Source organism: Niveibacterium sp. COAC-50 (assembly GCF_013184235.1).
GTDB classification, from domain to species: Bacteria; Pseudomonadota; Gammaproteobacteria; order Burkholderiales; family Rhodocyclaceae; genus Niveibacterium; species Niveibacterium microcysteis.
Genome location: NZ_JABCJM010000005.1, coordinates 1 through 21,247, shown reverse-complemented (window position 1 = coordinate 21,247; position 21,247 = coordinate 1). Strand labels below are relative to the sequence as shown.

Here is a 21,247-nt window from a genome sequence, read left to right as displayed (position 1 = left end):
CACCACACCCCAAACAGCGACGCCTCCCTCGCGACGAACCCACGGTATCACTGGACTGCCGCGCCGCCCGCGTTCGGGCACGGATCCTGCTGATCATCTCGGGCACACAGCCTCCAACGGAATTCCATCATGAAACGGCAAGCCGGCTTCACCTTGGTCGAGATCGCAATTGTATTGGTCATCATCGGTCTGCTGCTTGGCGGCGTCCTGAAAGGCCAGGAGTTGATCGAGAGCGCCAAGGTCAAGAACATCGCCCAGGACATGCGGGCCATATCGGTCGCGGTGCTGACCTACCAAGACAAGTATCGGGCACTCCCTGGCGACGATAGAAACGCACCGACACGATGGGCGGGGGCCTGCATTCCGCCTGCGGCTACTGCCGGCAATGGGCTTATCGATGGAGCGGACTGGAACGCGGTTGGCGCAACGGAACCGGCATGCGTGTGGGATCACCTGCGGCGAGCCAACCTCCTGACCGGAGATCCGAGGGCGGGAAACCCAACCCATGCCGATGCAGGCACGTTCGGCGTCGTTAGTTCAAACGCGAATGCTGCAGTAAACGACACGCCAGGCACACTGATCGTTTGCGCCGACAACATCCGGGGCCGACACGTTGTGCCTCTGGATGCCATGCTGGACGACGGGCAGGTTGGAACCGGCTCAATGCGTTCGCGTCTGGGTCCTAGCGGCACGCCGGCGGCTGCACAGAGCGCGCCAATCAATGAAGGCGCCTCCTACGAAGTCTGTATGGGGTTCTAATCCCCGACTGTGCGAACGGGCCGCATAGCGGCCCGTTCTAGTTCACACCCCCTGCAACAACCTTGCCTCCGCCGTCGCCAGAGACTCTGGCGTCCCCAGCAGCACCACCACGTCTCCGATCTCGAATACCAGATCCGATTCGGGGTTGATCGCACGCACCCCGCGCCGGCGCACCGCGGACACTTTCGCCCCCGCCTCCGGCAAAGCCAACTCGGCGATCGATCGCCCGATACAGCCGGCACCGTCGGGCAGTGCCACTGAATGCAGGCGCTCAAGCGTAGCGTCCGGGTCGTCCGCGGCATCGGAGCGCCCGTGGAAGTAGCCACGCATCAGCGCGTAGCGCTGCGAGCGGATATCACGCACACGGCGGATCACACGCGACAGCGGCACGCCGGTCAGCGCCATGGTGTGGCTGGCGAGCGTGATGCTGGTCTCAAAGATGTCGGTGACGACCTCGGCGGCCCCCGCAGCCGTCAGCTTCTCAAGCTGTGCTTCTTCAAGCGCACGAACAACCACCGGGATGTCCGGCCGCAACTCACGCACCAGATCCGTAACCCGACACGCAGAGCCAACGTCCGCGTAGGACACCACGATCGCAGCGGCGCGCGCCACGCCCGCCGCAATAAGGGTTTCGCGACGCGCGGCGTCACCATACACAACGGTCTCGCCGGCCGCCGCGGCTTCGCGTACGCGATCGGGGTCCAGATCGAGGGCGACGTAGCCAACGCCTTCCTGCTCGACGAAGCGCGCCAACAGCTGACCCGTGCGGCCATAGCCACAGATGATCACATGCCGTTCGGTCGTCATCGATTGCGCAGCCACGCGTGTGAGCTCCATCGATCGCAGCAGCCACTCCGACGCGACGAAACGCATCACCAGTTTATTGCTAGCTTGCACGATGAAGGGCGCAGCCAACAACGACAGCACCACGGCGGCAACCGCGGCCTGAATCAGCGCATCGCTGCCGAGTTTGTTGGCGGACATCTGCGACAGCAGCACAAAGCCAAATTCGCCGCCAGCGCACAGCCACAAGCCGCTACGTACCGCGTTGCCCGGCGTGGCGCCGAAAAGGCGCGCTGCCGCAAACACCACCGCGAATTTCGTCGCCAGAATGCCAACCAGCATGCCCAGCACCAACAGCAGATGCCCGAAGATCACCCTCGCATCGAGGAAGGTGCCGACCGTGACGAGGAAGAGCCCGAGCAGCACATCGCGGAACGGCTTGATGTCCTCTTCCACGCGATAGCGATACTCGGTCTCAGAGATCAACATGCCGGCCACAAACGCGCCCAGCGCCAGCGACAGGCCAAAGTGCTCGGTTAGCCAGGCCAGCCCCAGCGTCACCAGCAACACATTGAGCATGAACAGTTGCGACGAACGCCGCCGGGCCACCAGCAAGAACCAGCGCCCGAGCAGGCGCTGCCCGAAATACAGCACGATCGCCAACAAAACCGTGGCCTTGAGACCCGCAAGCAAGAGCAACTGCAGTTGCGCCTCGGGCGGCTGAGAAAGCGCCGGGATCAGCACGAGCAAGGGCACCACAGCAAGATCCTGGAACAGGAGCACCCCCATCACCATGCGGCCATGGGGCGCATCGAGCTCCATCCGATCAATCAACAGTTTCGACAGCAACGCGGTGGAGGACATCGCGAGCGCCCCCCCAAGAACCAGCGCAGCCCCCGGCTGCACACCCAGCAGCGTGCCGAATCCAAGTGTCAGCAGCGTCGTCGCCCCGACCTGCGCCGCACCGAGGCCGAACACCAGCCGCTTCATGCTCATCAGATGGGGCAGCGAGAACTCAAGCCCGATCGTGAACATCAGGAACACCACGCCGAACTCCGCCAGGGCACGAGCGCTCGACTCATCCGGTATCAGGTTCAGTCCCGCCCGGCCGATCAACGCACCGACGGCGAGGTAGGCCAGTTCGCCCGGCAGGCGCATGCGGTGAAACAGCATCACACCGACCACGGAGGCGGCGAGCAGCAACAGGACGAAATCGAGCGTATGCAACGGCGACATGGGCGTGGTGGCAGCGGGCCTCACCTCGAAAGGGCGGCAGGACCCGTCTGTTATAATGAGGATCGAGTTTAACCGTTGCGCGACCATGCAAGAAACCAAGCCCCAAGCCGTTTCCCGGGCGACCGACGACGAATTGCTGTCACTCGGTCGCGACGTGCTGTCGATCGAAGCCGAGGCGGTTCTGACCCTGGCGCGCAGACTGGACGCCAGTTTCGTTGCTGCGACCCGGATGATTCTGGGTGCCAGCGGTCGCGTCATCGTTACCGGCGTCGGCAAATCCGGCCACATTGGCCGCAAGCTCGCCGCCACCTTTGCCTCCACCGGTACGCCAGCCTATTTCGTGCACGCGGCCGAAGCGGCGCATGGCGATCTGGGCATGATCACAGCGTCGGATGTCGTGATTGCGCTGTCGAACTCCGGCACCACCGGGGAGGTCCTGACGATTGCCCCGCTGATCAAACGCCATGGCGCGCACCTGATTGCGATTACCGGTAATCCGTCATCAGCACTGGCCAAGCTTGCGGACGTGCATCTCGACGCGACGATCGAGCGCGAGGCCTGCCCGCTGAACCTTGCACCTACTGCCAGCACCACCGCAGCCCTTGCGTTGGGCGACGCGCTTGCGGTTGCACTGCTCGATGCGCGCGGCTTTGGCCCGGACGATTTCGCCCGTTCGCATCCCGGTGGCGCACTGGGCCGCAGGCTGCTGACCCGCGTGTCCGACGTGATGCGAACTGGGGAGCGCATTCCACGCGTACCGGAAACGGCGACGTTTGCCGAAGCGCTGCTTGAGGTCACCCGCGGCGGCATGGGCATGACCGCAATCGTGAACGATCAAAACCACGCTATCGGCATCTTCACCGATGGCGACCTTCGCCGCCTGCTTGGTGCCGAAACCGACATGCGCGGCCTGAAGGTCGCCGACGTGATGCACAACAACCCACGCAGCATCGCGCCCGATGCGCTGGCTGCGGAAGCTGCCGCAACGATGGAGCGCGCACGCATCAACCAGATTCTGGTGATCGACGATGCACGGCAACTGGTCGGCGCCCTGAACACGCACGACTTGATGGACGCAAAGGTAATCTGATGGATCGCGCACACGAACGCGCAGCACGCCTCAAACTGATGGCCTTCGACGTCGACGGCGTACTGACCGACGGAACCATCTGGTTCACCGCAGAGGGCGACGTCATGAAGGGGTTTTCGACCCTTGATGGCCATGGCCTGCGCATGCTGCAGATGGCCGGCATCGAACTCGCGATCATCACCGGCCGCCGCTCCAAGGCACTGGAGCAGCGTTGCGCGAATCTTCAGATCGAGCGCCTCTATCAAGGCGTGGAAGACAAGCGCGCAGTGCTTCACAGCCTGCTTGGCGATCTCAAGCTCGAACCGGCTCAGGCTGGCTACATGGGTGACGATGTCGTGGACCTGCCGATCCTGCGTGCATGCGGGTTCTCGGCAACGACGTCGGATGGCCACGCGCTGGTGCGCAATCACGTGGATTGGGTTGCGGGCAGACCCGGCGGGCGCGGTGCGGTGCGCGAAGTCTGCGACTTCATCCTCGCAGCGCAAGGCAAGCTCGACGCCTTCCACGCCCGTTACCTGGCCGACTGATGAAGCGCACCTGGTCCGGTCTGTTTCCGCTGCTTCTTGCGGCTTTGCTGGCTGGCACGGCGTTCTGGCTTGAACGCTACGTCAGCGGCCAAGCCACGCGAGCCGATGGCCGCTTCCGGCACGACCCGGACATGGTTGCGACCCGCTCGGTGCAAGAGCGATTCGACGCCACCGGCAAGCGACTGTACGTGCTGGAAGCCGCCGTCGCGCGCCACTATCCCGATGACGACAGCACGCACGTCGAGGACGCGAACCTGCAGCACTTCGGCAAACCGCAGACGCTGCATGTCACCGCGCGGCAAGCCCGCATTTCCGGGCCGGGCGACGAAGTATTCCTGAGCGGTGAAGTGCGCGGCCGTCGCGACGCCGCGGAAGGCCTGCCAGAAATGACCTTCGAAACCAGTGAAATCACCGTGCGCCCGGACGAAGAGAAAGCCGTCACCGACAAGCCGGTGCACATGACGCGCGGCCAATCGGTGATCGACGGTGTCGGCTTGGAAATTGACCAGATCAACGGCGTTGCGACCATCGGCCAGGCCCGCGCAACGCTCTATCGCAATACGAAGGGAAGCGGGCAATGACTCTCGCACGCATCGCAAGTTCACTACTGCTCGCAGGCGTTCTGTTGGCGTCAGCAACAGCGGCCCACGCCGAACGCGCTGACCGAGACAAGCCGGTCAACATCGAAGCGGACCGCGTCACCGTCGACGACAAGAACAAGGTCCAGATCTTCGAGGGCCGCGTAAAGCTTACGCAAGGCACGCTGACGATCCTGTCCGACAAGGTGGTCGTGACCCAGGACATCGAAGGCTTCCAGAAGGGCGTCGCCACCGGAGGCCAAGGCGGGCTTGCGCGCTTCCGTCAGAAACGCGAGCAGAAGGACGAGTGGGTGGACGGCGAAGCCGAGCGGATCGAATACGACGCGAAGACTGATCTGGTCCAGCTTTTCAACCGCGCCAAGGTGGTGAGCGGCAAGGATGATGTGAGCGGCCAGTACATCAACTACGACGGCTATAACGAGACCTACCTCGTCACCAACGGCCCCAACGCCACCGTCGTCCAGAACACTGAGGCACGCGTCAAAGTCACGATTCAGCCGAAGAAGCAGGACGCCGCCGGCAAACCCGCCGGTACCGGCCAGCGCTAGGCATCTCGCCCACGGCCGCTCCGGGGGGGTGCGGCCTTCAGGCACATCCATCGGAGGGGGAATGGACTACCAGACGATTCTGGTCGAACGCCGTGCGCGTGTCGGCCTCATTACGTTGAACCGGCCCAAGGCGCTCAATGCCTTGAACGATGCGCTGATCGACGAGTTGGGCGCCGCGTTGAACGGTTTTGAGCACGACGACGATATCGGCGCGATCGTCATCACCGGGTCGGAAAAAGCCTTCGCTGCCGGCGCCGACATCAGCGCAATGGCCGACTGGGACTACATCGACGTCTACAAGTCCGACTTCATCACCCGCAACTGGGAGCGCATCAAGAGCTGTCGCAAGCCGATCATCGCTGCGGTAGCGGGATTCGCTTTGGGTGGCGGCTGCGAACTCGCGATGATGTGCGACATCATCATCGCGGCCGACACGGCGCGCTTTGGGCAGCCCGAAGTCAAACTTGGGATTCTGCCCGGCGCCGGCGGCACCCAACGCCTGCCACGCGCAATCGGCAAAGCCAAAGCCATGGATCTGTGCCTCACCGCCCGGATGATGGACGCGCTCGAAGCAGAGCGCGCCGGCTTGGTGTCCCGCGTCGTGCCGGCCGAGCGCCTGCTCGACGAAGCCCTTGCCGCGGCGGATACGATCGCAAGCTACTCCCTACCTGTCGTCATGATGATCAAGGAGTCGGTCAACCGCGCGTATGAGAGCAGTCTTGCCGAAGGGCTTCTGTTTGAGCGGCGGGTATTCCATGCAGCCTTCTCGCTTGCGGACAAGCGCGAAGGCATGAGCGCGTTTCTCGAAAAACGTGCAGCCCGGTTCACACATCGCTGAAGCCAGTCGCCACGCCGTCATTCCCCTGTCATGCGGCATAGCGCAAACTGCGCGTCGAGAGACGCGCAAAGCGCATTGGGTCACAACAGAAAATTGCAATCAGATCAGTGAATTAGATCGCCATCGGCTTGACTGCCCGGTCAGATATTGCACCGCAACAAAAAATACTTGACGCGACCAAAGTCGCCTCTATAATCGGAATTGTTGCGGTGCAAAATCTTTTGCCCCTGAGTCAATCAAAGGAGATCAACCATGTTCGCTACCCCTGAACAATTCGCCGCTGTGAGCAAGGCCCAAGTCGAATCACTGCTGAGCATCGCCAACACCGCGTTTGCCAGCGCCGAGCGTCTGGCCAACCTCAACCTGACCGCCGCCCGCGCGCTGCTGGAAGACAGCATTGCCAACGCCAAGACCGTACTCGGCGCCAAGGACGTGCAAGAGCTGCTGACGCTGCAAACCTCGCTGGCCCAGCCGATCGTCGAGAAGAGCGTTGCGTACTCCCGCAGCGTCTATGAAATCGGCGCCCAAGCTCAGGAAGAAATCTCCAAGTTGGTCGAAGGCCAACTGGCTGAAGTCAACAAGTCGGTGTCCGCCACCCTGGACAAGGCTGCCAAGTCTGCTCCGGCTGGTTCTGATGTCGCCATCGCCGCCGTCAAGTCGGCCATCGCTGCCGCCAATTCGGCCTACGACAGCCTGACCAAGGCGACCAAGCAAGTTGCCGAAATCGCAGAAGCCAACGTGACCGCCGCGACCGACGCAACCGTCAAGGCCGTCAGCGGCTCCGCGCCGGCCAAGGCATCGAAGAAGGCCGCCTGATCGCCTCCTTCTGAGGGCAGCTTCGGCTGCCCTGCAACAGCCCTCCATCGGGCGTCGCGTGCAGGCGCGATTCGTGACGTCCGACTTAAGGCCGCAGCGCAACCCTGCGGTCTTTTCTTTTGTGCCGTCGAATCACGTGCTCGCCAGCGATTCGGTCGGAAACCCCATCGCGGCCAACGACGTGCGCAATGCATCCATCGCCGCCACCACGGCAGCCGGCTCGCCCTTGGCACCCAGCTCGATCTGGCGGCGACCGCCCGGGGCATGTGCATTCGGAAGGCTGAAAACCGTGACGCCGAACTGCTCCTGCACCGAAAGCATCAGCGCGCTGATCTGACTCTCCTGCGCGTCGAAGACCCACATCGATGACTCCACATACGGCTCGGCGTGATGCAGTGCAGACAGTTCGCCGTCCAACACCCATTCGAGCATCGGCCACGCCATGACCGGGAAGCCCGGCACAAAGTAGCCGTTTTGAATCGCAAACCCGGGAATGCGGTTGTAGGAGTTGGGAATGATGCGCGCGCCTGTCGGATAGGTGCCCATCTCGAGCCGATTGGCCGTCGTCTCGGCTCCGAACCGGCCGCGAATCTCGGCCTCGGCCTCTGGATGCAGCGCTAGCGGCACTCCAAGTGCCGCGGCGGCGGACTGCCGCGTATGGTCATCCGGCGTCGCGCCGATTCCGCCGAATGAGAAGAAAACGTCGCCACTCGAAAAACAGTCGCGCAAGGTGGCGATCAACCGGTCACGCTCGTCGCCGCAGTAGCGCGCCCAGGCGAGCCGCATGCCCCGCGCCTTGAGCAACGCAATCGCTTTGGGTAGATGCTTGTCCTCCCGCCTGCCGGAAAGGATTTCATCGCCAATGATCAGAACACCTATCGCCATGCCGCCAGCTCCGCTTCGTCAGGCGAATGATGATACGCCCCACCCTGGCGAAGGCGGCAGGCAGTCAGGCGCTCACGGCGAAATCAAACACCCGTCGCAGCGCCGCACCCGCAAGGAAAACACGTACCGGCGCAGCGCAGTCAAAGAAACACCCGAAGCCGGTATTGCCCGCCTGCTCAACACGCATGAATGGGTCGACCCGCAGCAACACGTCATGGTCGGTCACCAAGGTCGCCTCGAACACCAGGCCTTGTTCGGGCGCACGTGAGAACAGCGCGTTGCGCAGGGTCGGATCGCTATGCACACGATGGCGCTCACCGCGCGGCGTCGCAAACCGGGTGAGCGCGGCAGCGCCGTCGCCATGCACGGCGCCTGCGCCGCTGCGCACACCTTGCAGCATCACCGAAAGGTAGGCCGACAGCGCGTCGCCCACCACCTCGTCCTGGGATGGCGCGCCCAGGCGCGCAAGCGCGCCTGGGGTCAGCACCCCAAGATACCCTCGGCCGTTCCCCAGCACCGCCCTGCCATCACGGAAGGTTACGCCAGGCAGCGCAGTCGGGCCGGCATCCAGGTATTGCGCATACGGCAGATCGAACAGCACGCTCACGTTGCGCCCTCAACTCACCTTGTAACTGAAGCCACCCTTCTTGCTCACGCCCACCTTGATCCGCGCAATCGCAGCGCCTTCCGCCATGCGCGCAAGCACGCTTTCCGAGATCTCGGGCAACAATGTGCCACTGAGGATGTTGTCGACGTTGCGGGCGCCGGAATCCGCCTCCACGCAACGTGCCAGCACGGCCTCTACCAGCGCATCGTCATGGCTGAAGACTGCCTTGTGGTTCTCCGCCACACGCCGCGCAATCTTGGCGAGCTTAAGCCGGATGATCTGAGCCAGCACATCGTCAGCGATCGGGTAGAAGGGCACGACGCTGAGGCGCCCGAGGAAGGCCGGCTTGAAGGCTTTGTAGAGTTGCGGACGTATCGCATCGAGCAAGGCGTCAGGCGTTGGCAGTTCCTCCGGCCCCTTGTTCAGGCACGCCGACATCAGCGTCGACGACGCCACGTTCGAGGTCAGGATGATGATGGTGTTGCGGAAGTCGATCTCGCGCCCCTCTGCGTCTTCCATGACACCCTTGTCGAAGACCTGGAAGAACAGTTCGAGCACATCGGGGTGCGCCTTTTCGACTTCATCAAGCAGCACGATGCTGTAGGGCTGGCGACGCACCGCCTCGGTCAACACGCCGCCCTCGCCATAGCCCACATAGCCCGGGGGCGAGCCCTTGAGGCCGGACACCGAGTGAGCTTCCTGGTATTCGCTCATGTTGATCGTAACGAGACTGCGCGCACCGCCATAAAGGATTTCGGCCAGGGCATGCGCAGTTTCCGTCTTCCCGACCCCCGAGGGGCCGACAAACAGGAACACGCCTTTGGGTTTGTTCGGATCCTCAAGATTGGCGCGTGCAGTCCGCACCCGCTGCGCAATCGCCTCCAACGCGTGATCCTGCCCGATGACCCGTTCGGCCATCGCGTCGCGCAGGCCGAGCACGGCGCGGATCTCATCTTTCACCATGCGCCCGAGCGGAATACCGGTCCACGCAGCAACGATCTCGGCGGCCGTGCGGCCATCAACCTGCAGCGGTACCAGAGGCGCTTCGCCCTGCACACCCGCCAATTGCACCGTGAGCGCTGCCAGCTCGCCATGGCGCGGATCATCCGTAGGAGCACCTTCGGCCAGGGCTGCGCGCAGCGCCAGTATCTGTGCAACCAATGCGCGCTCCTGTTGCCATTGCGCATCAAGCCGAGCAAGTTCGGCGGCGTGGGCTTCGCGCCGGGCGCCAAGATCCTTGCGACGCGCGTCATGTGCCATGCCCAGCGCCCCTTCTCGAGCAAGGCTTGCCAGCTCTACATCGAGGCGATCGATCTGTTTGCGCAGATCGTCAATCGGCCCCGGTGTCGCGCTCTGGGCCAGCGCAACGCGCGCGCAAGCAGTATCGAGTACCCCGATGGCCTTGTCGGGCAGCTGTCGGCCCGTGATGTAGCGGGCCGACAGCATTACCGCCTCGGTGATCGCCTCATCCAGCACGCGAACGCCGAAGTGCCGCTCCATCAACGGCGCCATGCCACGCAGCATTGCGCAGGCAAGCTCAGGCGTCGGCTCCTCGACCTTGACGACCTGGAAACGCCTCGCCAAAGCGGCGTCCTTCTCGAAGTACTTCTTGTACTCGCCCCAGGTCGTGGCGGCGATCGTACGCAGCTCTCCGCGCGCCAACGCGGGCTTGAGCAGGTTCGCCGCGTCGTTCTGACCGGCCGCGCCGCCAGCACCGATCATCGTGTGCGCTTCATCGATGAACAGGATGATCGGATGCGGACTCTTCTTCACCTCGTCGATCACGCACTTCAAGCGATTCTCGAACTCCCCCTTCACGCTCGCGCCGGCCTGCAACAAGCCCATGTCGAGCACGTGCACCGATACGCCTTGCAACGGCGGCGGCACGTCGCCCTGCGCAATACGCAGCGCCAGGCCCTCGACGACAGCGGTCTTGCCGACACCAGCCTCGCCCGTGAGGATCGGGTTGTTCTGTCGGCGCCGAAGGAGGATGTCCATCGCCTGACGGATTTCAGTATCGCGCCCGATGACCGGGTCAATCTTGCCTTCCGCAGCGCGCGCCGTGAGGTTGGTCGTGTATTGATCAAGCGCTGGCGTGCGCGAGCGCGCGGGGGCGGCATCCGCGGGGCCAGCCTCGGGGCTGACTCCCTCCTGGCGCGTTGCCGTTGCGAGTTCCGCCTCGGCCGACCCCGCCGTCAACGCGGCGAGATCATGCTTCAACGCGTCGACGGGAAACTTGGCGAAGAGCTTGGATGCGCGATACGCCATCTGGGCCAGTTTGCGGTCCGACAGCAGGCCATGCAGCAAGTGAGCGCTTCGGATACGCGCCTGCGCGTCATCGATCGATGCAATCAGCCAGGCCGCTTCGAGCAACTGCGGAATGCGCTCGGCGAACACCGGCGTGCGGGTATTACCGGTCGGGAGGCGTGACAACTCCGCCTCCAGGTCCTGTTGCAGGCCTTGCACACTGACGCCGGCACGATGCGCGACCACGGCAAAGTCGCTGCCAGCTTGTTCCGCGAGGGCCGAGAAAAGATGTTCAATGTCGACCTCATAGTGCCCTCGCCCCATGCAAATCGCCGCGGCGCGTTCAGCCGCTTGGCGGCAAGTGTCGTTGAGTTTCCCGATCAGGACTTTGAGATGCGTACTCATGTTGGGCTCATTGAAGGTTGCGTTTGCCCGCGCATGAAGCCGGGCATGAATCGGTAGGTGGCATCGTCCGGGTCATCGGCCAGAGGCTCGCTCGCAAGCCAGCTGTCCCAACCGAGGCGCCCGCCACCTGCGAGGCCAACCTTCAAGGGTTGAACCTCACGGCGATCGAGCAGCACACGGAGCTCGACCTCGATGGTCGGTCCGAGCGCGATGCCGAGAAGCCGGTCGAGCGCCCGCGCCGCAGAGCCCCCCGGCATGAACGATAGGAATGCACTGCGCGTAAGCGGCCCGACCTCGATGCGGATGCGCGAATCGCGCTGGTAGATCCGCGCGCCGCAGACGGCATCGACGCCCAGCGTGGCGTTTGCCATGCCGAGTTGGGCAAGGCTCTCGTCGGGCAAGCGGAACCATTGGCCAACAAACGGAACCAGCTTGATCGGCGCGTCAAAGTACTCGGCCAGCACCGCCGCAATCGCCGACACCGAGCGGGGCGCGGTGCGAAAAATGCCTGCGTAGTAAGCCAGCGTCTCGTCGTGTAGCGATGCGTCAGAGCCATCGTCGAGACGCTCGCGCAGGGCCGTCGCGCCAAACCCTGCGAACGACAATACCGTGGGCAGATAGCGCGAGCGGCCTTCTGCCTCGAACTGGAAATGCGGCCGGTATTTCTCCCAGGCGCCAAAGAATTGCACGGCGCTCCGGTTGGCGAAAATATCCAGAAAGGCGCGCGCAGCGCGGTCACGGTGCAGCACCTCGCGGTCAAGCAGGCGCTCGGTGTAGTGCTGCGGCAGCACACCTTGGTTGCCGGTGAATCCGAGAAAGGCCGGCGTCAGTTTGACCCGTTGCGGCGAGCCGTCCTCAGCGCGGGACTCAATCTCCAGCTGCTCGATTTCGCTGGCCGGAAACGACAGCGCAAGCGAGTTACCGAACCGGACATGCTCGCCCACGGCCTCGTGCGCGCGCTCATGGCGCCGCCGAAGATGCCGCCGCAGCAAGCGGACGGCCTGGAAGAACTCGGTGCGCTGCGGGGCCGCAAACAACCGCCCGACTGCACTTGAGAACGGACGCCTCACACGAGCACCATGTCACCGCTGCGCGGTTTGCACACGGTCAGGATCTCGCCACTGCGCGTGGAGCGGACGCGCAAGCGCGTGAAGCTGTTGAGATGCACGTACAGTGCGAAGAAGTGGTCAAGCACGGCGACAAAGAGTGACAGGCCGACGCCTACGAAAGCCTGCTCGTCGACGCTGATCTCGATGTCAATGCCACGTACGAAAGCCGGAAAGGGATCGCCCGGCAGCATGGCACTCGATGGTCGATGCTCGATCGACGTCAGCCCATCGATGATCCGCTGATTGCTCGCCGTACGGCTGGCGTTATAAAGCCCGAAGGTTTCCTTCAGCGCGTCTACGCCATTCTCCGCAAGCGACAGTCGGTTCAATGAGAGATGCGAGATCAGACGCCACAGCCCCTCATCCTCCGAACGAAAGCGGTGGCTAGGCGTAGGCCGACGCAGGAACGAAATGCGCCGAGCGACCGACCCCCCCTCAATGAACAGATCGCCTTCTGGCAGGCCGTAAGGCAGCTGAGACGGCAGGTTGCGATTGGTCGCCGTGACCTCGATGCTGAGCGTTTCGGTCCGCTCGTCGGCGCCATCGTCCGCCACATCGACCAAGGCGATTTCGTACTCGTAGCCGGGCGACATTTCCGCGACCCGGGCATCACGACGCAGATGCCAGTAGCGCGCCTCGTGCGCCGGCGTCTCGGCATGCCGCAACCCGTAGAAGGGGCGGAACTCGGAAATGCATTCGCCACGGCTGCTCTTTTCAACACGCGACACGCGATTGATCGAATAGAGCTCGAAGGCCGCCGCGCGACGCGCGTCAACGACCAGCGGATAGTGCGCACGCGCATGGTCCAGACGAATCGGCTCTGCGTTGCGCTCAAACAGGTTAACCACCGGGGTGCAGCCCGTAACGAAGTTCGCCGCCGAGACTCGCTCGAGAAGAGCCGGCTCGAGCTCCGTGGCACCCTTGCCAAGGAAGAACTTCAACTGGATTTGCCGCGTGTTCGGCGGCAACGCTGCGCGAATCGCCGCGAAGTCGAGATCGAAGAAGTCGAACTTGCTGGGGAACAGGAAGAACTCCGTCAGCAGGCGATACGCCAGCTGCGAACGCGCGTCATAGTCAAGCAGCCCTTCATCGATACCGAAACCCACTGGCCGGATCGCTGCGCTGCCAATTACCTGCCACGCGCTTTGTTCCGGCGTCCCCACCGCAAGCCCGCGCAGCGACGAGAACAACGCCTCGCGCAAGTGACAGACGAGAGAGGGCTCGCCATCGAGAAATAGGCGCAAATGCGGGATGTCGATCGCGTTAAGCGGCAACGCGCTCCCGGTTGCCTCCAGCGTCAGAGTCAGCGCACAGGTCGTTTCTGCAGGTACGCGCAAGCTGCGCCCCGATACCACAGGCTGCTCAAACCCAGCAGCAGCAATGCGCAAGGGCGCCAGCGTAACGTCGTAGGCGGTGCGGAAGCGGCACGCAACGCCACCCGAGGGGCGAGTCGCCAGGGAAGTGCCGCGCGGCAATACCACCGGGGCGGACAACTGCGCATCGGCCCCGCCAGTATCGAAGCGCGCAATCGAACACGACGGCAGCGGCCGCAAGTAGTGCGGTGCGAGCACGCCGAGCAGGCTCTCGGTCAACTCGGGGAAATCATCGTCGAGCTTCTTGTGCACCCGCGCCGACAGCAGCGCGAATGACTCCAACATGCGCTCGACGTGTGGGTCTTCGCACGCCTCACCAGACAACAACAGCCGCGAGGCGATCTTTGGAAACTGTTCGGCGAATTCGCGCGAATGCCGACGCAGGAAGGTCAACTCCCGCTCGTAGTAGGGCAGCAGATCATTCATGCGACCGCCTGAAGCGCACGTCGGCTGCTCGCGACGGAGTACTGTTGCGTGCAAGGCTGCAACACCGCATCGAAGCCAACTGGCTCCGCCGTCGGCGGCACATACAGCACGGCCTGGATCGCGAAATTCAAACGGCCAACGCTACGTTCGTCGCCACGCAGTGCGACGTGCACCCGTTTGAGCCGTGGCTCATGTTGCAAAATCGTCCGCTCGAGCGTTGCGCAAATTCGCGCTCTGTCGGCCGGATTGGCGAGGCTCAGGCCGACGAAATCCATCATGCCAAAACTGGCCAGCGAGCGCGCCGCCTCCGGGTAGCTTTCCAACAAGGCTTCACGCAAGCCGCAACGGCTATTGAGCAGGGACTCAAGGTCCCGCGCGACACTGTCCTTGAGCTCTTCAATCGACCAGCGCCGCAGCGGCGCCGGATCGTCCCCACTGTGCGGCGCATCGTCGAACAGTCGCTCAAACAAGGTTGGGGAAAAACCCTTCATGACATCTCTTCTGCGTTGAAACACGGCGCCGCTGGATGCATTGCCGTGTTCCGGTTCGGCGAATTAGATCTCGTAGGTCGAGTTGTTCTTCGCCAGGCTCCACTTGGCAACCTTGTTGCCCTTGACACCGCCAGCGATGTCCTGTGCGGTGTAGGTCCATTGCACAGCGGCGTACTTCAGCGTGAAAGTCTCCGTCGGGATGCCTTCGCCGGCCACCGACGGCGTCACCGACGCCAGCAGTACATGCTTGAGCTTGATCTCGAGGTACTTCACGCGCTTATCGCCATCCGCACGCATGAAGTCGATGGTCACTTCGTCGAAGGTGTGACCGGCCGAGCAGCCTTCCCAGATGCGCGGCGAGGTCAGATCCAGGTCCTTCACGAAGATCATTTCGCCGTGCTCGCAACGCTCGGCGGTGTGGCCGCCGGCGGTCGACGCGGTCGCCGAACGCGGCTGGCGAATCAGGTGGCTCCAGGAGCTGACCTCGATCCATTCCTTGTGCTCAGCATCGCGGGACTCGCCCTTGATGTCGTACTTGCCTTTGAACTGAACGTAAATGTCCTTCACGTTGTGGCTCCTAAGTTACTTGGGGTAGAAAGTTACGCGCCTGAGGATTGAGGCAGCTCGGCCACCAGGCGCAGTGAAACCGTGAGCTCGTCCAGCTGGAAGTGCGGGCGCAGGAACGCGACTGCACGGTAGACACCCGGTTTGCCCGGGACCTCGGATACCTGAACCGATGCTTCACGCAGCGGGAACTCCGCCTTCGCCTCTTGCGAGGCCCCGTCATCAAGCAGCACGTACTGCGAGACCCAGCCGTTCAGATAGGTCTCGACGTTGCCAGCAGATGCGAAACTGCCGATCTTGTCGCGCATCATCGCCTTGAGGTAATGCGAGATGCGGCACACCGCGAAGATGTACTGCAGCTGGGCGGAGAGTACCGCGTTGGCATTCGCGGCATCGGTGTTGTACTTCTTCGCCTTCTGCACCGACTGCGCGCCAAAGAAGGCTGCGTAGTCAGTGCCCTTGCAATGCACCAGCGGGATGAACCCGAGATCGGAGAGTTCCTTCTCACGACGATCGGTAATCGCAACTTCCGTGGGGCACTTCAGCGCGACTTCACCCTCGTCCGTCTTGAAGGTGTGGGTAGGCAGATCTTCCACCAAGCCACCGCCTTCGACCCCGCGGATCGCAGCGCACCAGCCATACTTGTCGAAGGCGTCGGTGATGCGGGACGTAAAGGCATAGGCGGCGTTCACCCACAGGTACTTGCTGTGGTCCGTGCCGTCCACATCCTCGACGAAATTGAAGCCCTCAACCGTCGTGCCATCCTTGGGGTTGTACGGCAGACGACCGAGGAAATGTGGCAGGGTCAGGCCAACGTAACGCGCGTCTTCGGACTCTCGGAACGACTTCCATTTCGCATACTCGACGGTGTCGAACACTTTCGACAGGTCGCGCGGCTTGCCGAGGTCGGTGAAGCCTTCGAGGCCAAAGAGCTCTGGCGACGCGGCGGAGATGAAGGGGGCGTGCGCCGCAGCAGCCACATGCGACATCTGCTCGATGAAGTACATGTCCTCGGGTTGACGCGTGATGTCGAAGTCACCGAGCAAGGTGCCGAACGGCGCGCCACCGAAGGTGCCAAACTCTTCTTCGTAGACCTTCTTGAACAGCGCGCTCTGGTCAAATTCGACCGCACCGCGAAAGTCCTTGATGAGCTCGCGCTTCGTGACGTTGAGCACCTTGATCTTGAGCATCTGACCCGTCGCGCTCTGCTTGCAAAGGTACTCAAGGCCGCGCCAGGACGACTCCAGTTTCTGGAACTCAGGCGCATGCATCACTGCCGAGAGCTGATCGGACAGCATCGCGTCGAGCTCAGCAATACGCGCGTCAAGCGTCGCGGCAAGGTTCTCTGATACGACCACCGTGCCACTCATGACCTGCTGCACCAACTCGCTGATCAGGTCACGCGCACGGCTGTGCTCTACCGGCGAGCGCGCAACGCGGCTCTCCGAGACGATTTCATCGAGCAGGCTGTAGCCCGCTTCATTGGCTTGCTGAGCAAGCGCCAGGGCGGATGCACTCATTGCTTACTCCTCCACCTTGGCTTCTGCACTCAATGCTGCGAGCTTCTCGGTGCTGTTGAGCACGTCTTGCAGCAGGTCTTCAAGCTTGTCGTTTCCAGCGAGCTTGTTTCGCAGGTCGGCCAACTTGCTGCGCGCCTCCAGCAGCTTACGAAGCGGGTCGACTTGCTGAACAACCGACTCCGGACGGAAGTCCTCTAGCGAGCGGAACTTGAGGTCGACTGCGAACTCGCCCCCCTCACCCGTCAGCTTGTTCTCGACACGGTAGGCGGCACGTGGCTCCAACCCCTGCATCACATCGTCAAAGTTGTCGCCATCGATATTCACGAAGCGACGGTCCCGCAGACGCGGTTGCTCGACTTCGGACTGGCCAGCAAAGTCACCAACAACCCCGACTACAAACGGGAGCTCCTTCTGCTCGATCGCGTCACCGCGTTCAACTTCATAGGTCAGCTGCACGCGCGGCGGGCGCACACGGGTCAGCTTCTGCTGAACACTTTCCTTCTTGGCCATGATTGGTTTCCTGTTCGTATCGGGGTCGGTTACTTAAGAGCGCCGAAGGGGTCGGCAGAGGCTTTGGCTGCAGGAGCGGGGGACTTCGATGCAGTCGGCGTTGCGGGGGCAGGTTTGACGGCTGGGGTCGCCGCAGCCGCGGTTGTCGCGGGAGCAGCGGCAGAGGAGGTTGTTGGCTTCGCAGAGCGGCTCGCAGTCCGCGCCTTCTTCGGATCGTTCGCCGGAGCGACCGGAACCAGTACATCCTCCTTGATCGTCTCGCGCAGGGTGCGCGCCAGTCGCTCGGCTTCGCCGCGCGTATCGCCGCCGAGCGCGACACCACCACGCAACTCCTGAATATTCCGCACGGCGATCCGAAGGCTGGCGACGAGCGCCAGCCCCTTCGCCTGAACGTTCGCCGGGTCCCGCTGCACAGCCTCATCCGCAGCAGCAATAGTTCCCGAGTAGTTACCGCGATCAAATTGCAACTGGGCCATGCGCACCCACGGCGCCGGATCGGTGGGATTGGCCTTGGCGGTGCTTTCGAGCATCGCCTGCGCCTTCTGGACATCCCCCGACGCCACCAGTTCATCGACGCGCTGCTGTACTGCCGCGACATCCTTGAATTGGTCCAGCTCGGAGAGCTGAGAGGTGGTTGCGCAGGCACTCAAGAGCAGCGCTACGCAGACGGAAACCGCCGATGTAGCAGTGTTAAAACGACGTCCGGAATTCTTCATTGTTTGGCTCCCATTCTCGATTCAGGGTGGCAAAGCACCGAGCTATGTCGCACTTCACACCCGCTTCGCATATCCCGTTGGCGTATGCAACATGGGTGGTACTCTACGAACAAGAAAACGCCGTTTCAATGACGATGCCATACGCACTGTGCAGTTCTTCCGCATCGGGAGTCCGTCAGAAAATCGCACGAGGGGCGCTGCTGACGCTCGCCCTTAGCTTGTTGGGATGCGCCTCGAACGAGGCAACCAACCTGATCAGCTCGGCGGCGGATAGCGCCCTCGGGTCCGTCGGACTCAAACGGGCAAACGCCGATTCGACCAGCGGCTTTGATGAAGTGGCATTGCGGATTCACGCATCCAAAGTGCTTAACGCGGGGCCGGACGGCAAAGGCACGGCGCTCGTTGTTCGCGTGTACAAGTTGCGCAGTGCGGAGGCGTTTCTGGCGATGCCGCCCGACGCAATCCTGACGCCGAATCGCGAGAAAGAAGCCCTCGGTGCAGATCTGGTGGAAGTCAGAGAACTGGTTTTGACACCGCTTCAGTTGCTCGATCTCAAGGAGAAAGTGACACGTGAAGCGTCCGTGCTTGCGGTTGCGGGCGCGTTTCGCACGCCCTTGCCACAGCGGTGGCGTGCGGTGTTCGAGAGAACCGCAGCTGCGAAGACCGGGCTTGTGCTCGGTGCCCACGCATGTGCATTCAGCGTAAGCGTCGGAAGTCCCGCAGGTTGGGGATATGACGCGCCAGCAAGGCTCGGCTCAGCGCGATGCGGTCAGACCGAGACGCAAGGGCAGTCGATGCAATCAGGAGAATTGATGTGAAGGCAGCAGCAAAGGTCTTGTGGGGAGAGGGGCTCTTTTTGCGGCCCCAGCATTTTCAACGGCAGGATCTCTACCACGAAAGCCGACTGACGGAGCTTGGACGCACCATTCACCCCTATGCATGGGGCTTCAGGCAGTTACGGTGGGACAAAGACGCGCTCAGTTCTGGCGTACTTCGGCTCGAAGAAGTAAGAGCCGTGTTTCCGGATGGCGAGTTCTACGCTGCGCCCGACGCCGACGAGCTACCTGAGCCCGTCAACCTTGCACAGCTATCGTTTCCGCGGGACGCCATCACCTTTCACTTGGCTTTGCCCCACCTGCGCACGGCGGGCGGCAATCAAACACAGGCGGGAGATACTCGCGGCAACGCGCGCTTTCGCCCAGCGAGCGAACTCGCGGCCGATCTATTCACCCGCGCCGCCGAGGCCGATGTCATGCTCCTACGCAAGCAACCTCGCCTGCTGTCGGACCAGGATGCGATCGAGCAATTCATCACCCTTCCGGCAGTGCGTATCCGCAAAACGTCAACCGGCGGCTACGAAATCGATCCGGCTTTCATGCCACCCGCGGTTGCCATCGAGGCGCTGCCAACGCTCTACGCGCTGCTGCGGCGCACGCTGGATATTCTGCAGGCCAAGTGCGCCGCGCTTTACGGCTTCCATCGCGAGCCCAGCAAGAACATCGTAGAAATCCGTTCCGGCGACATTGCATCCTTCTGGCTGCTGCACACGGCGAGCAGCGCATTCGCACGTCTCAGTCATCTGTTCAAACACCCGCGTCTGCATCCCGAGCGCCTCTTTGAGTCGCTGCTGGAGGTCGCGGGAGCCCTGATGACCTTCGCCAAGAGCCACACGCTCGAGGAACTCCCGGTCTATGACCACAGCGATCCAGCCGAGGGCTTCTTTCGCCTCGACAGAATCATCCGGGAGTTGCTGGAGACTGTCATATCAACCCGATGCGTAACGATCACCCTTACGGAGACCAAACCATCGTTCTTCGTGGGTCGTATGGACTCTGACAAGCTCGGTGCCGATACCGCCTTCTACCTCTCCGTCAGCGCAGATATGCCGCCGCCGGAGTTGGTCGAGGCTGTGCCGCTGCGTTTCAAGCTGGGCGCCCCTGACGACGTGGACAAGCTGCTGTTGTCCGCGATGCCCGGCGTGAAGCTCACAGCAGCCCCACAAGTCCCGGCGGCAGTGCCTGTACGACCCGGCAACTACTACTTCTCGCTGGAACCGAACGGGCCGCTATTTGAACGGATGCGCCAAGCGCAATCTGTTGCCCTCTATGTGCCCACAGGCTTCCGCGATTTGCGACTTGAACTCTTCGCTCTGGTGCAGTGATGAATCCCTCCCTTCCACCGTCCCTGTTCGCCGATAGCGAACTCCGTCGCCGTCCGAGCGAATCCTCGCGCCAGCCGAAAACGCTCGTCGACATGATGTACGACGGCTTCTATCTGATGTTCCTGATTCGCAACCGCAACGCGCCAATCGACGCGGATCAGTTTCGAGAGCGCCTGCGCGAATTCCTTGATGAGTTCGAACGTTCGGCAAAACGCGCAAATATCGCGACCGACGACATATTCGCTGCGAAGTACGCCTTCTGCGCCGCGATGGACGAGCACATCCTCGCATCGCGCTTCTCCATCCGCGATGCATGGGAACGGCAACCCCTGCAGCTGGCATTCTTCGGCGATCAGCTCGCAGGCGAGCGATTCTTTGAACGCTTAGAGGCCCTGCGTGCCGAGGGCGCCACACGACTCCAATCGCTCGAGGTCTACCACCTTTGCCTTCTGCTCGGCTTCCGTGGTCGATACCTGCTCGAGTCGCCGGAGAAGCTCGGCTACCTGGTGGGTCGGCTCGGCGATGAGATTGCCCACTACAAAGGAAAGCGCGCCGCGTTCGCCCCTGACTGGGCAGCACCGGATTCGATACGACATGCCCTGCGCGGAAACCTGCCGTTATGGGGAGTGATTTCCGGCTACGCCCTGATCACGTTGGCGGTGTTTGTTGGTCTGAGTTCATGGCTCGACAAATCCACCGCCCAATCAGTTTCGAATTTTCACGAGGTCGTGAAAGTCGCACCACGACAGGCGCACGTCACGATCAGCCTGCCATAAGAGGAGAGAGCGTTCGCGCAACCCTTTTTACCGCTGCGTTGGGCGCTGTGGTCTGAATCAAACGTAGAGAGATTTCCGCCAGAGAAGATGAATGGCGATCACTCGACCTGGCGCCGTCCGGCTTCCGGCAGGCCCGACCGCCTCTTCTGGATCTTCGATTAGGTTCAGTGCTGCAAGGCGCAAGCGCCTACGTCGGGCGTCGCGAGGTGCTTGCGTTTCAGCTCAATTGCGGTTGGCGGGTATGACGTGGTTGAGTGGCCC

Annotated in this window: 21 protein-coding genes; 10 read left to right on the top strand and 11 right to left on the bottom strand. The window is 62.6% G+C overall.

All coding sequences use genetic code 11. The annotated features are described in order from the left end of the window. Positions 1-129 precede the first annotated feature (129 nt). Complete coding sequence (locus HH302_RS17285) at positions 130-759, top strand: prepilin-type N-terminal cleavage/methylation domain-containing protein (protein WP_172203509.1); 630 nt, start codon at positions 130-132, stop codon at positions 757-759. Positions 760-801: 42 nt separating this feature from the next. Here the strand turns inward: HH302_RS17285 and HH302_RS17280 are convergent, their stop codons facing one another. Further along, positions 802-2,778: a monovalent cation:proton antiporter family protein gene (locus HH302_RS17280; protein ID WP_172203508.1), complete on the bottom strand. Its 1,977-nt coding sequence runs from the start codon at positions 2,776-2,778 to the stop codon at positions 802-804. Between the two features lie 85 nt (positions 2,779-2,863). Between HH302_RS17280 and HH302_RS17275 the strand changes: the two genes are divergently transcribed. From HH302_RS17275 to HH302_RS17250, 6 genes are all read left to right on the top strand, one after another. Continuing rightward, positions 2,864-3,868, top strand: a complete 1,005-nt coding sequence (locus HH302_RS17275; RefSeq protein WP_172203507.1) for an SIS domain-containing protein — start codon at positions 2,864-2,866, stop codon at positions 3,866-3,868. Beyond that, positions 3,868-4,395: an HAD family hydrolase gene (locus HH302_RS17270; RefSeq protein WP_172203506.1), complete on the top strand. Its 528-nt coding sequence runs from the start codon at positions 3,868-3,870 to the stop codon at positions 4,393-4,395. The genes HH302_RS17275 and HH302_RS17270 overlap by 1 nt, the downstream gene beginning before the upstream one ends. Next, complete coding sequence (gene lptC / locus HH302_RS17265; protein ID WP_172203505.1) at positions 4,395-4,976, top strand: LPS export ABC transporter periplasmic protein LptC; 582 nt, start codon at positions 4,395-4,397, stop codon at positions 4,974-4,976. Before HH302_RS17270 ends, lptC begins: the two co-directional genes overlap by 1 nt. Continuing rightward, the gene (gene lptA / locus HH302_RS17260) at positions 4,973-5,542 is read left to right on the top strand and encodes a lipopolysaccharide transport periplasmic protein LptA (protein WP_172203504.1); all 570 of its coding nucleotides are present in this window, start codon (positions 4,973-4,975) and stop codon (positions 5,540-5,542) included. Before lptC ends, lptA begins: the two co-directional genes overlap by 4 nt. Before the next feature lie 61 nt (positions 5,543-5,603). Continuing rightward, positions 5,604-6,380 carry an enoyl-CoA hydratase gene (locus tag HH302_RS17255; protein WP_172203503.1) on the top strand — a complete coding sequence of 259 codons (777 nt, stop codon included), beginning with the start codon at positions 5,604-5,606 and terminating at the stop codon, positions 6,378-6,380. A 252-nt stretch (positions 6,381-6,632) separates the two neighbouring features. Next, a complete protein-coding gene (locus tag HH302_RS17250; RefSeq protein ID WP_172203502.1) occupies positions 6,633-7,196 on the top strand; it encodes a phasin family protein in 564 nt (187 codons plus the stop codon). Positions 7,197-7,328: 132 nt separating this feature from the next. Here HH302_RS17250 and HH302_RS17245 read toward each other — a convergent pair whose 3' ends face one another. The 10 genes from HH302_RS17245 to HH302_RS17200 all read right to left on the bottom strand — a co-directional run bounded on the left by HH302_RS17245 (position 7,329) and on the right by HH302_RS17200 (position 18,049). Beyond that, positions 7,329-8,081: a molybdopterin-binding protein gene (locus HH302_RS17245; RefSeq protein ID WP_172203501.1), complete on the bottom strand. Its 753-nt coding sequence runs from the start codon at positions 8,079-8,081 to the stop codon at positions 7,329-7,331. A 64-nt stretch (positions 8,082-8,145) separates the two neighbouring features. Beyond that, positions 8,146-8,688 carry a hypothetical protein gene (locus tag HH302_RS17240; protein WP_172203500.1) on the bottom strand — a complete coding sequence of 181 codons (543 nt, stop codon included), beginning with the start codon at positions 8,686-8,688 and terminating at the stop codon, positions 8,146-8,148. 9 nt (positions 8,689-8,697) lie between these two features. Further along, positions 8,698-11,340, bottom strand: coding sequence for a type VI secretion system ATPase TssH (tssH, locus tag HH302_RS17235; protein ID WP_172203499.1), 2,643 nt, complete (start codon positions 11,338-11,340; stop codon positions 8,698-8,700). Continuing rightward, the gene (gene tssG, locus HH302_RS17230) at positions 11,337-12,377 is read right to left on the bottom strand and encodes a type VI secretion system baseplate subunit TssG (protein WP_172203498.1); all 1,041 of its coding nucleotides are present in this window, start codon (positions 12,375-12,377) and stop codon (positions 11,337-11,339) included. Before tssG ends, tssH begins: the two co-directional genes overlap by 4 nt. Positions 12,378-12,406: 29 nt before the next feature. Continuing rightward, on the bottom strand, positions 12,407-14,248 hold the full coding sequence (gene tssF / locus HH302_RS17225; protein WP_172203497.1) for a type VI secretion system baseplate subunit TssF: 1,842 nt from the start codon (positions 14,246-14,248) through the stop codon (positions 12,407-12,409). Further along, positions 14,245-14,739: a type VI secretion system baseplate subunit TssE gene (gene tssE / locus HH302_RS17220; RefSeq protein WP_172203496.1), complete on the bottom strand. Its 495-nt coding sequence runs from the start codon at positions 14,737-14,739 to the stop codon at positions 14,245-14,247. The genes tssF and tssE overlap by 4 nt, the downstream gene beginning before the upstream one ends. Before the next feature lie 63 nt (positions 14,740-14,802). Continuing rightward, on the bottom strand, positions 14,803-15,306 hold the full coding sequence (locus HH302_RS17215) for a type VI secretion system tube protein Hcp (RefSeq protein WP_172203495.1): 504 nt from the start codon (positions 15,304-15,306) through the stop codon (positions 14,803-14,805). A 32-nt stretch (positions 15,307-15,338) separates the two neighbouring features. Further along, on the bottom strand, positions 15,339-16,823 hold the full coding sequence (gene tssC / locus HH302_RS17210) for a type VI secretion system contractile sheath large subunit (RefSeq protein WP_172203494.1): 1,485 nt from the start codon (positions 16,821-16,823) through the stop codon (positions 15,339-15,341). A 3-nt stretch (positions 16,824-16,826) separates the two neighbouring features. Beyond that, on the bottom strand, positions 16,827-17,333 hold the full coding sequence (tssB, locus tag HH302_RS17205; RefSeq protein ID WP_172203493.1) for a type VI secretion system contractile sheath small subunit: 507 nt from the start codon (positions 17,331-17,333) through the stop codon (positions 16,827-16,829). Between the two features lie 29 nt (positions 17,334-17,362). Then, positions 17,363-18,049 (bottom strand): M48 family metallopeptidase, encoded by a 687-nt coding sequence (locus HH302_RS17200; RefSeq protein WP_172203492.1) that lies wholly within the window; start codon positions 18,047-18,049, stop codon positions 17,363-17,365. Between the two features lie 44 nt (positions 18,050-18,093). Between HH302_RS17200 and tssJ the strand changes: the two genes are divergently transcribed. The 3 genes from tssJ to icmH are packed head-to-tail and all read left to right on the top strand — an operon-like array spanning position 18,094 to position 20,986. Then, a complete protein-coding gene (tssJ, locus tag HH302_RS17195; protein WP_172203491.1) occupies positions 18,094-18,867 on the top strand; it encodes a type VI secretion system lipoprotein TssJ in 774 nt (257 codons plus the stop codon). Next, positions 18,864-20,210, top strand: coding sequence for a type VI secretion system baseplate subunit TssK (gene tssK, locus HH302_RS17190; protein WP_172203490.1), 1,347 nt, complete (start codon positions 18,864-18,866; stop codon positions 20,208-20,210). The genes tssJ and tssK overlap by 4 nt, the downstream gene beginning before the upstream one ends. Beyond that, positions 20,210-20,986 (top strand): type IVB secretion system protein IcmH/DotU, encoded by a 777-nt coding sequence (icmH, locus tag HH302_RS17185; protein WP_172203489.1) that lies wholly within the window; start codon positions 20,210-20,212, stop codon positions 20,984-20,986. Before tssK ends, icmH begins: the two co-directional genes overlap by 1 nt. Positions 20,987-21,247: the final 261 nt, after the last annotated feature.